We start from the raw sequence: 14,258 nt of genomic DNA on the forward strand, positions 1-14,258 counted from the left end.
GCGCTCTGCTGGGGCGTCGCCAAGTGGTAAGGCACCGGTTTTTGGTACCGGCATTCGCAGGTTCGAATCCTGCCGCCCCAGCCAGCCACTCGCCGCGGGTCCGCTAGCACCCGACCGGTACGCGCGGAGCCTCGACATGATGCGACCAACCAGGCGAGTGACGATTGTCGGCGGCGGCACCGCGGGATGGATGACCGCGGCGGTGCTGTCGCAATGGCTGAGCCAGGTCGAGATTCGGCTGATCGAAAGCGACGAGATCGGCACGATCGGGGTGGGGGAGGCGACCATCCCGCACATCCGCAACTATCTGGCGCTGGCGGGGGTCGACCCGGTCGACATGATCCGGGCGACCAAGGCGAGCTTTAAGCTGGGCATCCAGTTCGTCGATTGGGGGGCGCCGGGCGAGGACTATTTCCACGGCTTCGGCAAGATCGGTCGCGACATGCTGTGGCTTCATCCGCATCAATTATGGCTGGCGGCGCGCGCGCGGACGCCCGACCGCATCCGTCACTTCGACCATTATTCGCTGTGCGGCGCGGCCGCCTTGCGCAACCGCTTCTGCTTCCCCGATCCGAGCAACCCGGCCTCGCCACTGGCCGATATCGATTATGCCTATCACTTCGATGCCTCGCTGTTCGCACGCTTCCTGCGTGGGGTCTGCGAGGAACGCGGGGTCGAGCGGATCGAGGGGCGCATCGTCGAAGTCCTCAAGGACGGAGAGAGCGGGTTCGTCGACACGGTGCGTCTAAGCGACGGGCGCGAGGTCGAGGGTGACCTGTTCGTCGATTGCTCGGGGATGCGCGCGCTGCTGATCGGCGAGGCGCTCGGGGTCGGTTACGAGCATTGGAACGAGTGGCTGCTGTGTGACCGGGCAATGGCGGTGCCGTGTGCGGGCGTCGCGCCGCTGACGCCCTACACCCGCTCGACCGCCAAGCGCGCCGGTTGGCAATGGCGGATCCCGCTCCAGCACCGCACCGGTAACGGCTATGTCTATTCCTCGGCGCTGATCGGCGACGACGAGGTTGCCGAGACCTTGCTCGGCAGCCTCGACGGCGAGCCGCTGGCCGACCCGCGTCCAGTCCGCTTCGCCCCCGGTCGGCGGCTGAAGGCGTGGGAGAAGAATGTCGTCGCGGTCGGCCTTTCGTCGGGTTTCCTCGAGCCGCTCGAATCGACCAGCATCCATCTGATCCAGACCGCGGTGCTGCGGTTGCTCGCGCTGTTCCCTGCCGACGGAATGGCGGCGCCCGACATCGCCGAATTCAACCGCCAGTCGCGCTTCGAATATGAAGACGTGCGCGACTTCATCATCGCTCACTACAATGTCACCCGGCGCGGCGGCGATCCGTTCTGGGATCATGTGCGGACCATGGCGGTGCCCGACAGCCTGACCGAGCGCTACGAACTGTTCCGCTCCTCGGGCCGCTTCTTCAAGCATGGCGCGGCCGAATTGTTCGCCGAGGAGAGCTGGGTCCAGGTCCTCCTCGGCCAAGGTTTCCTTGCTTGGCCCGACCCGGTGACCCGCTTCGTTCCCGACGATGAGATTGCTGCCTACCTCGCCGAGATGGCCGAAGTGATCGAGGATGTCGCCGAGCGCATGCCCGACCATGGCGCCTTTATCGACCGGTTGCTTGCCAGCGGCGCGCAGCCGTCGGCGGGCGCATCGCCGGTCAACTTCTCCCTGACCCCCGTTCGCCTCGCCCACTGAGCGCGGCTGCACAGCGTGGCTTTGCCGCCACAGGCCTGGGCCCGCCCGTCCGCCCCCCGTTGACTTGCCTGCCCAACAAGAGTTGTTTGCGCCCCCTGAGGACGAGGAGGACGTCGGCCGCAGGAGATGTAACCGGTTACACCGGTTTTCCCGCGCCGCGCCATGAACAGGATGGGGACCAGAATATGATCAGCAAGCTTCTCAAGCTGCGACTGTCGACGGGCATCTCGGTGGCTTCGCTGGCCGTGGGCATGATGGCGGCGGTCCCGGCCGAGGCGCAGACGACCTCGAGCATTCAGGGCCATATCGACGGCGCGGCGGCGGGTACGGCGGTGACCTTCACCGACACCAACACCGGCCGCACCGACAGTGCGCGGACCGACGCCAACGGCAATTACCAGATCGTCGGCGTGCCGCCGAGCACGTACCGCGTGCAGACCGGCGGCAAGACCCAGACGGTGACGGTGCCGCTGGGCCAGGCGGTGACAGTGGATTTCTTGGCGGCCGTAGCCGCGACTGGCGGCGCAAGCGGCGCCGACGTCGTGGTGATCGGGTCGCGCGCCCGTGACGTGAAGACGCCGACTGTCTCGACCAACGTCTCGCGGTTCCAGATCGAGAATCTTCCCAACGGCGACCGCAACTTCCTCAATTTCGCCGCGCTCGCCCCGGGCGTCACGGTGTCGCCGCCGCAGCTTGGCGGGAAGGCGCGCCAGGTGCAGGCCGGCGGCATCAACTCGGATAACACCAACACCTTCATCGACGGCGTCAGCATCAAGAACCTCGTCAACCACGGCGGGACGAACGGGCAGAACTACTCGTCGGGCAACCCCTTCCCGGCGTCGGCGGTCGACCAGTTTGACGTCCAGGTGCAGAACTTCAAGGCGGAGTTCGAGCAGGCGGGTTCGGCGGTGATCTCGTCGATCACCAAGACCGGTGGCCGCACCTTCCACGGCGAGATTTTCGGTGAATGGCAGCCCAAGAGCTTCATCAGCCAGAATTACGATGACCGTCCCGGAAACCTGAACAACGCCACCTCGCCCTATCGGCCCAAGCCGAATTTCAGCAACAAATTTTACGGCGGCAACATCGGCGGGCCGATCATCCCGGGCAAGCTGCACTTCTTCATCGACTATGAAGGCACCAACAAGACCTTCGGGTCGAGCGACATCAACGTCTATCCGACCACCAACCCGAACCTCGCACTACTGAGCCCGGCCGCCGCCGCTTATGCCGCCTCGGCGCGTTCGCAGTACAACGGCAGCTATGCGGCTGACTTCAAGGAAAGTCTGCTGTTCGGCAAATTGACCTGGTTCGCGACGCCTGCCGACACAGTCAATCTGACCGGCTTCCGGCGGCGCGAGAACAATCTGCAGATCAACGGCGGGATCACCACTACCGACGCATCGACGCGCAACCGCAACAACGAGGATCGCTATCAGGTCAACTGGACCCACCGCGGCTCCGGCTGGCTGAACGAGCTGATCGTCGCCCGCGACAAGGCGCAGAACGGCGCCGTGCCCAATGTCGACGGCTCCTCTTATGTCGTGACCCTCACCCCAGGGACGGTGCTCAACACCGGCAACGACCGCCTCATCCAACTCGGCGGCACCAACTTCACCCAGGACGATCGCCAGCGGCAATTCCTGATCAAGGACAATGTCACGGTGAATGCCGGTGACCATACGGTGAAGTTCGGCGGCAAGGTCAACTTCACCAAGCTGCAGCGGCTCGAAGACAACAACGGCTCGGGCACCTATTTCTACGATGGGAAGACCTTTACCGGTCTGACTGGCGCGGTGCCCTATGCGGCGAGCATCAATGCCGCCGACGTCCAGCCGGTCAGCGCCAAGAACACCGAGATTGGCGCTTTCGTGCAGGATGACTGGCGGCCAGACGATCACTGGCAGATCAGCGCCGGCCTGCGCTGGGATTATGAATCCAACGCCCGCAATGAGAATTTCGTGACGCCGCCGGCGGTCGCCGCGGCGCTGCGCGCCTATCCCGGCTTTGCGGCGGCGGGGTTCAATCCGGACGACTACATCTCGACCGGCAGCAACCGGAAGCACTTCTTCGGCGCCTTCCAGCCGCGGCTCGGAGTCTCCTATGACGTCAAGGGCGATCGCGACCTGGTGCTGACGGCAGGCGCTGGCCGTTATTACGACCGTTCGCTGTTCATCGATTCCGCGATCGAGACGATTAAGGATTACTATCAGACGGTCGTCACTTTCCAGACATGTGCGTCGTCAAATAATGCCCCCGGCTGCGTGCAGACGATCCCCACCGATCCGGCTGCGCTCCGTGCGCTCGCGGCGACGCAGGGCGGGGAAGTCCACCTGCTCAACAACGACACCAAGGTGCCTTACTCGGACCAGTTCAGCGCCGGCGTGCGCAAGCGGTTCGGGCGGATCAACACCTCGGCGTCAGTGTCCTACATCCGCTCGCACAACATCTTCCAGGAAGTGGTTGGCAACCGCTTCCCCGATGGGTCGTACGGGCCGGATCAGATCTACGTCTACAACGGCGTCCCTTATTCGCGCGGCATCTTCTACGGACCGTCGGCTATCAACGGGGCGCCGCTGATCGGCGTCGACGGCACCCGCTACGGCAGCATCTTCATCGGCAACAGCGACGGCAAGGCGAGCTACGCCGCGCTCTACCTCCAGGCTGACAAGCCCTACACCGAAGATTCGGGCTACGGCTTCAGCGCTGCGCTGACGCTGTCGACCGCGCGCTCGAACGACACCCGCAACACCAACAGCATCGGCGATCCGTTCAACTTCGATGCGCCGACCATTGGTGCCCAGGGCTGGGGACCGACCACCGGGCTCGAGCGCTGGCGTTTCGTCGGCAGCGGTACGGTCCGCCTCCCGCTCGATATCCGCCTGTCGACCATCGTGACCCTGTCCTCGGGTCCGAAGTATGGCGGCGTGCTCTGCAACGTGCCCGTCAGCGGCGGCGGGACCGATTGCTACACGACCAACTTCGGCATCTACCATCCCAAGGGCATCGGTTACAAAAACGTCGATCTGAACGTCACCAAGTCGTTCAAGGCGCCGTGGAACCGCGACCAGGAATTCACGGTCTACTTCCAGGCGCTGAACGTGTTCGACTTCGTCAACCGCAACTATTCGATGTGGGGTGGCGGCTTCCAGAACGTCGGTGGACCGGGACCGACCGGCGCTTACGATCCGGGCAGCGTCGCCAGCCAGGGACGCAACTTCAAGGTTGGCGCGCGCTTCAAGTTCTGACCGATCGAAACCAGGGACGGGGAGCGGGCGTGGTGCTTCCTCCCCGTTTCATTAAAGGGCAGCTGTGTTACCTGAGCTTCGCCGCGTCGGCCGTGAGGCCAGCCCGGTCGTCGTGATCGACGACTTTTCGGGCGATGCCGAGGCGGTTGCGGCACTGGCGGACGAGCTGGCGCCATTTCCTCCGGCCGCCGGCAATTATTACCCGGGCCTGCGCCGCTTCATCACTGCCGCCGATACCGACGCCGACGCTTACGCGCGCCGCCTGTGCGAAAGCGCTGCGCCTTTCCTTGCGGGCGCATTCGACATCGACGAGTTCGATCTCCTCGAGGCGAGCTTCTCGCTGGTGACCACCGCTCCCGCTGCGCTCGCCCCGGCGCAACGCGCGCCGCATTTCGACACGCCGGATCCGCGGCATTTCGCGTTGCTCCACTATCTTCGCGTGCCCGAAGGATCGGGCACCGCTTTCTATCGCCAACGTTCGACCGGGATCGAAATGGTGACCGAGCAGAACGTCGCCACCTTTGTGCGCGCCGCCGAGACCGCCGCCGCCGCCCTCGCTCCCGACGCCGGCTACATCGGCGGCTCCGACGCGCATTACGAGCAAATCGGCGCGGTCGAGGCCGTCGCCGACCGGCTAGTCATCTACCAAGGCAGCCTACTGCACTCGGGGATCATCCCGCCGACCATGGCCTTCAGCGGCGATCCGCGCGAGGGCCGTCTGACTGCCAACCTGTTCGTCAAAGGTCGCTAGATGTCGTTCCGCCGCCTCCTTCCATTGGTCGCCGTCGGTCTGCTGGCGACCGCCGCGCCCGCGCAGCAGCGAACGACGATCAATCCCGTCGACCTCGATTACCGTTACAATTTCGAGCAAATCTACGACGGCGCATCCTACCGCACCGGCGCCGACCCCGCGATCGTGCGCCACAAGGGCGCCTTCTACATGTTCCAGACGCTGGCCGACGGCTATTGGCGCTCGGGCGACCTCGCCCACTGGCGCTTCATCACCCCCAGTCGCTGGCCATTCGAGAGCATCGTTGCCCCCGCGGTGTGGTCCGACGGCGAGAAGCTCATCATCCAGCCCTCGATGATGGAGCCCAAGTCGATCCTTTCGACCAGCGATCCCGACAGCGGCAAGCTCGACTTCCTCGTCCGCCGAATGCCCCCGCTGCCCGGCGCGGTAAACAAGGATCCCGAGGCTATGAAGCCCGGCGAGATCCCGACCGGCCCATGGGATCCCGCCCTGTTCAAGGACGATGACGGCAAGTGGTACCTTTATTGGGGCTCGTCGAATGTCTTTCCGATGTACGGCAGCGAGATCGCCTTCGAGCCCGACAAACTCATCTACAAGACCCCCGCCAAGCCGATGCTGTCGCTCGATCCGGCGACCCACGGGTGGGAACGGTTCGGGCAGGACCATTGCGCCTGCTGGGCGCCCGGCAAGCCCAGCCCGTCCTACATGGAGGGCGCCTGGATGACCAAGCACGACGGCCGCTACTACCTCCAGTACGGCGCGCCCGGCTCCGAATTCAACGTCTACGCCAACGGCACCTACACGAGCGACAAGCCACTCGGGCCGTTCACCTATGCGCCGTGGAATCCGATCGCCTACCGTCCGGGTGGCTTCGCGGAGGGGGTCGGCCACGGGTCGACCGTCGAGGACGGCTTCGGCAATTGGTATAACAGCGGCACCTCGTGGATCGGCTACAATTGGGGGATGGAGCGGCGGATCGTCATCTATCCGGCGCGCTTCTATCCGGATGGTCAGTTCAGCGCCTCGACCCGCTTCGGCGACTGGCCGCGACTGATCCCGACCAGCCGCTTCACCGACCCCGACAGCCTGTTCGCGGGCTGGATGCTGCTGAGCTACCGCAAGCCGCTCACCGCCTCATCGACGCTCGGCGAGTATAGCGCCGACCGGGCAAGCGACGAGAATCCGCGCACCTTCTGGGTGGCGGCGCGCAATGCGCCGGGCGAGACGCTGACGATGGACCTCGGGGACTTGCGCGAGGTGCGTGCGGTGCAGGTCAATTTTGCCGACTACAAGTCGGGCCGCTTCGCCGACGCGCCCGACATCTATACGGAGTTCGAGCTGCAGCAGTCGCTCGACGGCAAAAGCTGGCAGCCACTGGCGCGAACCGAGGCGCCCCGACGCGACCGGCCCAACGCTTATTTCGAACTGCCGCAGCCGGTGCGGACGCGCTTCATCCGCTACGTCCACGGCCATGTCGGCGCCGCTCATCTGGCGATCAGCGACTTGCGCGTCTTCGGCCGCGCTGATGGCCGCGCGCCGGCAGCGCCAGCGGGGCTGGTCGCTACGCGGCACCAGGACCAGCGCGACGCGACCGTCCGCTGGCAGCGGGTTCCGGGTGCGGTCGGCTACAACATCCGCTTCGGCATCCGCCGCGATCGCCTGTCGCAGACCTATCAACTGTGGGCCGACGAGCTCGGATCCGGCGCGGCGCTGAACAAGGAATTGCGGTCGCTGAACGCCGGCGTGCCTTATTGGGTGGCGGTTGAAGCGTTCAACGAAAGCGGCGTCTCGCGGCTGAGCCGCACCGTCGCCGTCCGCTAGGCGTCGAGCCAGCCGCCGGTGAAGCCGGCCAGGCGAAGGCCGCGGCGGAGGGCAGGCACCTCGCGCATGTAACGCCAGACGAAGTCGCTGCGATGATTGGCGGCCTGAAGCAGGATCGGGCCTTGATCGATGCCGAGATAGTCGCGAGCGACCCACCCGGTCTGCGGGTCGACCGCGCCGTTGCCCAGCCGAACCTTGGTGTCGCGGAAGCTCGGGTTGAAGCTGTCGATGAAGCCGTAGCGACCGTAGATGCGGCTGCCGTGCTGGCGCAGCAATGCCTGAGCCGCGGGCACCACGATCTCGGGCGCGAAGGGGAGCGAGCCGAGCGAAGCGGTCGGCGCCAGCGTGCCGTCGTCGAGCCCGTCGGGCATGCCCACCGGGCCGCGCGCCGAATAGCCGTGGAAGCGGCGCTGCCCGCCCTTGAACGGCAACGTCACGCCGACCGGACCGTCGCATGCGGAGAGTCCCCAGATGTCGCTCGAATAGCCGTCCCACCCCATCGGGTTGGCGGTGCAATAAGCGCGCTGGGCGTAGGTCGCGCGGCGGCTGTTCTCGAAATAGTCGAAGCCGGCCACGCGCATCGGCGCGTCGCGGATTCCGCGGAAATCGATGAACATGTGGCTGTACTGATGACCGAACATCGGCGCGAAAGCGACGTGCCGGGTCGCGCCTTCGCCGCGCCAGCAGGAGGGGTAGGGGGCGACCCAGGCGTCCCACAGGTTGGCGGGAGCGGCATGGACCGGCGCGCCGAGCGCCAGCAGGTTGGTTGCCATGCCTTCATTGTAACCGACCCAATTGCGCTCGAGCAGGCCGATCTCGGGCAGCCAGCCCATCGATAGCGGCAGCCGTCCATCGCTGCGAAAATGATTCCAGTCGGCCCGCGCATAGAGCGCATCGGCGAGGCCACGGATCTCGCGCTCGGCGGGATGCGCGCCGTCGTAATAGCGACCCACGAACAGCACGCCCAGGATCAGCAGGGTGGTGTCGACGCTCGACAACTCGACCTGCCGGAAGCGGGTGCCGGTTGTCATGTCGAGGAAGTGATAGAAGAAGCCTTTGTAGCCCGCCGTGCCACTCGGCTGCGGACCCTGCGGGGCGCGGTGGAAAAAGCGCAGCGTGGTGAGGGTCAGGTCGCGCGCCGCGGCCCGGCTGCACCAGCCGCGCTCCACGCCGACAGCGTAGCTGGGGAGGGCGAAGCCGACCGCAGCGATGCTCGAGAAGGACGGGGTCGGCCAGCGATCGGGGACCAGCCCGTTGGCGCGGTTCGCCGTCTCCCAGAAGAAGCGGAAGGTGCGCTGCTCGATATCCTCGTAAAAGGCCGGCAGCCGATTGGGCGGGCGGGACGCGAGGGCAGCGGCGCGGCCACCAACGCCGGTTGCGCTCAACGCGGCCGTGCCGCCCACCAGCAGCTCGCGACGGTTCCAGCCGCTCATGAGCGCACCGTCGTCGCGCGCGACACCAGGTCGACCCGGTGGACCATGTGGAAGGGTGCAATGCCTTCCTCGAACCCGTCGATCAGCGCGATCAAGGCGCGGCGGCCGAGGTCGGCGATCCGCACGCTGACGGTCGTCAGCCCGAGGTGGCGCGCGAGCGGGATGTCGTCGAACCCGACCACCGCGATTTCGTCCGGCACCTGCTTGCCCGCCGCGCGCAGCGCCTGCAGCGCGCCCATCGCCATATTGTCGTTGGCTGCGAACACTGCGTCGAAGTGCTGCCCTGACCCTAGCAATGCAGCGATGGCGGCCTCTCCCGAATCCTCGCTGAAATCGCCTTGGACGACCTGCAGCAGGACGCCGTCGCGGCCGCTCAGCGCGGCGGCGAACGCCTCGGCACGTTCGCGGGCATCGGCGTTGCCGGACGGGCCGGCGATGTGGACGAAGCGCCGGCAGCCGCGCGCGAGGAGATGTTCGGCGATCGCCCGTGCGCCGCCCTCATTGTCGATGGTGATCGACAGGTGACTGTCCTCGGCTGCGCGCTTGTTGAGCAGCACCACCGGAACTCCCGGCGGCAGGGTCAGCGCCAACTCCGCGTCGCTGAGGTGCGGCGCCATCACCACCGCAGCATCAACCCGCCCGCGCAGCGCGCGCAGCGCCGAGGTGCCGAGGCTGGTGTCCTTATGCAGACTCGACAGCAGCAGCAGGTAGCCGCGCTCGCTGGCGACCGTTTCCATCCCGCGGACGATCTCGGAAAAGAACTCGCCGTGGAGGTCGGGCAGGACGACGCCGATCGAATGGGTGCGGGCGATGCTTAGGCTGCGCGCCGCGGCATGCGGCACGTAGCCGAGCGCCGCGATCGCCGCCTCGACACGCTCGCGGACAGCCGGACTGACCTTGCCCGAGCCGTTCAACACGCGCGAGACCGAGGCCACCGACACTTCGGCAAGCTGCGCGACATCGCGGATGGTGGCTTCGGCCATGGGCTCCTTCTTGCGGCGGATTTCGGTTCGGACAACCGTGAAAGGCGGATTGCAATCCCCGCCCGGGTCCGTCATGTAACCGGTTACACGGCTCGTCAACCGAGGAGATTGAGGAGCTGACGACCCGGGTGCGGTGCCGCGTGTGGGCCCGTGTGCCAGTGAGGAGGGGACGATGCTCGACAAGCCGATTTCGCGCCGTGCGACGATGCTGGGGGCGGGGGCGACGCTCGCCTGGCTCGCCAGCCCGGCGCGGGCACTGGTCGAGGCGGCGGGCCGGCTCCCCATCCCGGCGTTCGCCAACGACCTTGTCGCTCGCATGACGCTCGAGGAGAAAGCTGGGCAGTTGAGCCTGATGGCATCGGCGTGGGGCGGCAGCGCGGCGGCCGCACTCAATCCCCCGTCCAACGGCGACTTCGGCAAGCAGACCGAGGAAGCGCGACGCGGGCTGCTGACTGGCGTGTTCAACGGCAACGGCGCCAACATGCATCGCATCCTGCAAACCGCCGCAGTGCGCGATTCGCGGCTCAAGATCCCGCTCATCTTCGCCGCCGACATCATCCACGGCCACCGCACGGTGTTCCCGGTGCCGCTCGCCGAAGTGGCCAGCTTCGAGCCCGACCTCGCCCGCCGCACCGCCGCCGCCGCGGCGTATGAGGCCGCCGGTGCTGGAATCGACTGGACCTTCGCGCCGATGGTCGACGTCGCCCGCGACCAGCGCTGGGGCCGCGGCGTCGAGGGCGCTGGCGAAGACGTGTTGCTCGGCAAGCTCTTCGCCGCGGCGCGGGTGCATGGCTTCCAGGGTGCCGGGCTCAAGTCGGACTCGACCATGCTCTCCTGCGCCAAGCACTTCGCCGCTTACGGCGCGGTCGAAGCGGGCCTCGACTACAACACGGTCGACGTGTCCGAGCGCACCTTGCGCGAGATCTATCTGCCGGCGTTCAAGACCGCCTTCGACGCCGGCGCGCTGTCGGTGATGGCCTCGTTCAACGAGATCAGCGGCATCCCCTCGACCGGTAATAAGTGGCTGATGACCGACCTGCTGCGGGGCGAGTGGGGGTTCGAGGGCTTCGTCGTCAGCGACTACACCGGCGACGAGGAAATGATCGCTCACGGCTTCGCCAAGGATGCGCGCGAGGCGACCAAGCTCGCGTTCATGGCCGGCGTCGACATGAGCATGCAGAGCGGCTTCTATCGGGACCATCTGCCCGACCTGGTGCGCAGCGGCGAGGTGCCCGAGGAACGCGTCAACCAGTCGGTGCGGCGCGTGCTGGCCATGAAGGCCATGCTCGGCCTGTTCGAAAATCCCTTCCGCCGGATCGACGAGAAGCGCGAGCGGCAGCGCTCGATGCAGCCGGCGGCACTCGTCCTCGCGCGCGAGGCGGGGCGCAAATCGATCGTGCTGCTCAAGAACGACGGCGACCTGCTGCCGCTGCCGCGCTCGGGCAAGAAAATTGCGCTGATCGGACCGTTCGCGGCGGGCCAGCACGACCTCATCGGGCCGTGGTGCGTCTATGGCGACGATGCCAAGGCGATCGACCTCGCGACCGGGGTCGGCGCCGTAGTCGGTGATCGCAACCAGGTGATCATTGCGCCCGGCTCGGGGATCGAGGAAGCGCTGCCCGGCGGAATCGCCCAGGCGGTCGCGGCGGCGCAGCAAGCCGATATCGTCGTGCTCGCAATCGGCGAGGGGCAGAACATGTCGGGCGAGGCGCAGTCGCGGACCGAGATCGTGGTCCCGCCGCCGCAGCAGGCGCTGGCCGAAGCCGTGGCCGCAGTCGGCAAACCGATGGTGGTGGTGCTCAAGAACGGTCGGGCGCTGGCGCTCGAGGGCGCGGTGGCGAACGCGCCCGCGATCCTCGTCACCTGGTTCCTCGGCAGCCAGACCGGCCACGCCATCGCCGACGTGCTGTTCGGCGCTTATTCACCGGCCGGGCGCCTGCCAATGAGCTTCCCCCAACGCTCGGGGCAGGAGCCTTATTATTACGCGCACAAACCGACCGGCCGGCCCAATCCGGTCGGCCCGCTGCAACCCTACAAGACGCATTTCCGCGGCATCAGCAACAATGCGCTCTACCCATTCGGGCATGGCCTGACTTACGGCAAGCCAACCTATGCCGAACTGGCGCTGAGTGCGGCGGCGATCCCGATGAGCGGGGAAATCGCAATCAGTGCGCAGATCACCAACAGCGGACGCCGCGCCGCCGAGGAAGTGGTGCAGCTATACGTCCGCGACCGGGCAGCAAGCGTCACCCGCCCGGTGCGAGAGCTCAAGGCGTTCCGCAAGCTGGCGCTTGCACCGGGCGCGTCAGAGGTGGTGAGGTTCGTCCTCCGCCCCGCCGACCTCGCCTTTATCGGCGTGCAGAACCGCCCGGTGGTGGAGCCGGGAACCTTCGACGTCTGGATCGCCCCGTCGGCAGAAGCGGACGGCGTGCACGGAAGCTTCGAACTGACCGCCTGAAAAGCGTTTTCGGAATGTCGCCTGCGTGACTTTCGGGTACGCCGTTCGTAGAAGCCGCGCCCTATCTTTGTCGAACATCTCACCGCCTCGAGAAGGCGCGCGATATGTGACAGCGTCTCAAGCTTAGGAGCGTGGCATCATCAGGTCGTCCCCCGTCTATCCGCTCATCTCTCAGGCGGACGAGGCGATGGCGCGCGGCGATCTGCGGCAGGCGAGCAGTCTGCTCGAGCAGGCCGCCCAGCGGGGCCGCGATGCGACCACCCTCCTGCGGCTGGCGACGGTGTATCGCGCGCTCGGCGACTATCCCAAGGCGGCCAAGGCGGCGGCCGCGGCGGTCGAGCTCGAACCGCGCAATTTCCTGATGAGCCTGCTGCTCGGCAGCCTGCGCGAAGCAATGGGCGCGCCGCACGCGGCCGAGCGCGCCTATCGCGCGGCCTGCGCCAACGCCCCGCGCGACCTTGTATTCCAGCCGGCGATGGCCAAGCAGCTTGCGCACGCGAAGGCGTGGGTCCGCGCTGCCGATGCGTGGCGGCAGGCGCTGTTGGGTTGGGCGCCCGAACCCGGCAGCCTCGGCCCGGACGAGGAGCGGCGGATGCGCGGCTTCCAGGCGAATTTGCTCGAAAATCTCGGGGCGGGGGCAATGGTGGCGCCCGACTTCCGCATTCCGCGGCTGCGCCCGCAAGGCTATTTCGAGCGCAGCGAGTTCCCCGGAGTCGCTACGGTCGAGCGTGAAACCGACGCCATCCGCGCCGAATATCGCGCGTTAGTGGCCGACCGGTCCGAGCTGTCGGCGCACCTGTCCGCTTTGCACGGCGCGGAAGGCCAGATTGGCCGCGCCGGCGAGTGGACGATGATCCCGCTGATGCGCAACGGCGAGGTGGTCGAGGAATTCGCTTCGCGCTGCCCGCGGACGATGGCGGCGACCGCGCACCTCGCCAGGCCGCACCTGCCGCTGATCTCGCCCAGTCTCTATTTCTCGATCCTTGCGCCGGGCAGCCACATCCCGCCGCATACCGGCCTCACCAACGCCCGGGTGATCGTCCACTTCCCGCTGATCGTGCCCGACCGCTGCGGCTTCCGGGTGGCTGAGGAGACGCGCGAGTGGCGCGAGGGCGAGGCGCTGATCTTCGACGACATGACGATGCACGAGGCGTGGAACGACAGCGATGAGACCCGCGTCGTCCTGATCGCCGACCTCTGGCGGCCCGAGCTCAGCGAAGGCGAGCGGGCGGCGGTTCGGCAGCTGCTCGACTGCCCAGAACCGGTCGCCGCCTAGCCGGAGCAGCGCGCGAGATAACGGTCGAGCGAGAGCACCTCGCAGTCGGCTTCGTAGCGTTCGACCAGGTCCATCTCCTCGCTGAATACCAGCGCGAGCGAATGGGGATCGGTGGAGATCAGCAAGTGCCGCCCGGCCTCGCTGCGGAACAACAGCCCGCAGGCGATGTGGTTGATCGCGGCCTGGCGGCGATAGGCGCGCACCAGCACTGCCATGAAATAGGGCGCAGCGGGCCACGGCTTGAGCGTCGGGGCCGGCGGGAGCGAGGGCGGCGGACCGAAGCTTAGATCGCTCCCGCGCGAGCGCAGCCGGCCGATTATATCAGGCAGGTCCGCCGCGATTTGCTCGACCAGTTCCGACGGCGAATGAAGGCACAACGGCCGGGCGACCTGGCCGTCGGCCAGCACATCGACCGCCGCGGTCGCCAGCAACCGGGCCCCGCGCGTGGCGAGCCACACGCCGCCGACCAGCCAGGCCGGATCGCCGGCGGCCGGCCCGTAAGACGTCAGCCCGGTGCGCAGCGCCTCCAAAGCCGCCGGCGTCGCCTGCAGTTGAACGAATTGCCCCACTTGGCGAGGCTTAG

The 14,258-nt window shown here is 67.0% G+C and carries 9 protein-coding genes and 1 tRNA gene; 7 read left to right on the plus strand and 3 right to left on the minus strand.

The window, feature by feature from the left end:
* Positions 1–9: 9 nt before the first annotated feature.
* The 5 genes from GCU42_RS02120 (at position 10) to GCU42_RS02140 (ending at position 7,525) form a co-directional block, all read left to right on the plus strand.
* Positions 10–84: transfer RNA gene (locus GCU42_RS02120), tRNA-Gln, on the plus strand.
* A 52-nt stretch (positions 85–136) separates the two neighbouring features.
* Positions 137–1,705 carry a tryptophan halogenase family protein gene (locus tag GCU42_RS02125; RefSeq protein ID WP_114228059.1) on the plus strand — a complete coding sequence of 523 codons (1,569 nt, stop codon included), beginning with the start codon at positions 137–139 and terminating at the stop codon, positions 1,703–1,705.
* A gap of 185 nt (positions 1,706–1,890) precedes the next feature.
* Complete coding sequence (locus GCU42_RS02130) at positions 1,891–4,953, plus strand: TonB-dependent receptor (protein ID WP_114228058.1); 3,063 nt, start codon at positions 1,891–1,893, stop codon at positions 4,951–4,953.
* A 64-nt stretch (positions 4,954–5,017) separates the two neighbouring features.
* Positions 5,018–5,704 (plus strand): DUF6445 family protein, encoded by a 687-nt coding sequence (locus tag GCU42_RS02135; RefSeq protein ID WP_114228057.1) that lies wholly within the window; start codon positions 5,018–5,020, stop codon positions 5,702–5,704.
* Positions 5,705–7,525 (plus strand): family 43 glycosylhydrolase, encoded by a 1,821-nt coding sequence (locus GCU42_RS02140; protein WP_114228056.1) that lies wholly within the window; start codon positions 5,705–5,707, stop codon positions 7,523–7,525.
* On the opposite strand, the gene GCU42_RS02145 is transcribed toward GCU42_RS02140, so the two are convergent.
* Both GCU42_RS02145 and GCU42_RS02150 read right to left on the minus strand, forming a co-directional pair.
* Complete coding sequence (locus GCU42_RS02145) at positions 7,522–8,958, minus strand: glucoamylase family protein (protein ID WP_114228055.1); 1,437 nt, start codon at positions 8,956–8,958, stop codon at positions 7,522–7,524. The two genes, GCU42_RS02140 and GCU42_RS02145, sit on opposite strands and share 4 nt — an antisense overlap.
* Positions 8,955–9,941, minus strand: a complete 987-nt coding sequence (locus GCU42_RS02150; RefSeq protein ID WP_162789257.1) for a LacI family DNA-binding transcriptional regulator — start codon at positions 9,939–9,941, stop codon at positions 8,955–8,957. Before GCU42_RS02150 ends, GCU42_RS02145 begins: the two co-directional genes overlap by 4 nt.
* A 172-nt stretch (positions 9,942–10,113) precedes the next feature.
* Here GCU42_RS02150 and bglX point away from each other — a divergent pair, with 172 nt between their 5' ends.
* On the plus strand, positions 10,114–12,399 hold the full coding sequence (gene bglX / locus GCU42_RS02155; protein WP_114228053.1) for a beta-glucosidase BglX: 2,286 nt from the start codon (positions 10,114–10,116) through the stop codon (positions 12,397–12,399).
* A gap of 187 nt (positions 12,400–12,586) precedes the next feature.
* Positions 12,587–13,675: an aspartyl/asparaginyl beta-hydroxylase domain-containing protein gene (locus GCU42_RS02160; protein ID WP_114228052.1), complete on the plus strand. Its 1,089-nt coding sequence runs from the start codon at positions 12,587–12,589 to the stop codon at positions 13,673–13,675.
* On the opposite strand, the gene GCU42_RS02165 is transcribed toward GCU42_RS02160, so the two are convergent.
* Positions 13,672–14,244 carry a hypothetical protein gene (locus GCU42_RS02165; protein WP_114228051.1) on the minus strand — a complete coding sequence of 191 codons (573 nt, stop codon included), beginning with the start codon at positions 14,242–14,244 and terminating at the stop codon, positions 13,672–13,674. The genes GCU42_RS02160 and GCU42_RS02165 overlap by 4 nt on opposite strands.
* Positions 14,245–14,258 lie beyond the last annotated feature (14 nt).

The organism is Sphingomonas ginsengisoli An et al. 2013 (assembly GCF_009363895.1).
Lineage (GTDB): Bacteria > Pseudomonadota > Alphaproteobacteria > Sphingomonadales > Sphingomonadaceae > Sphingomicrobium > Sphingomicrobium ginsengisoli.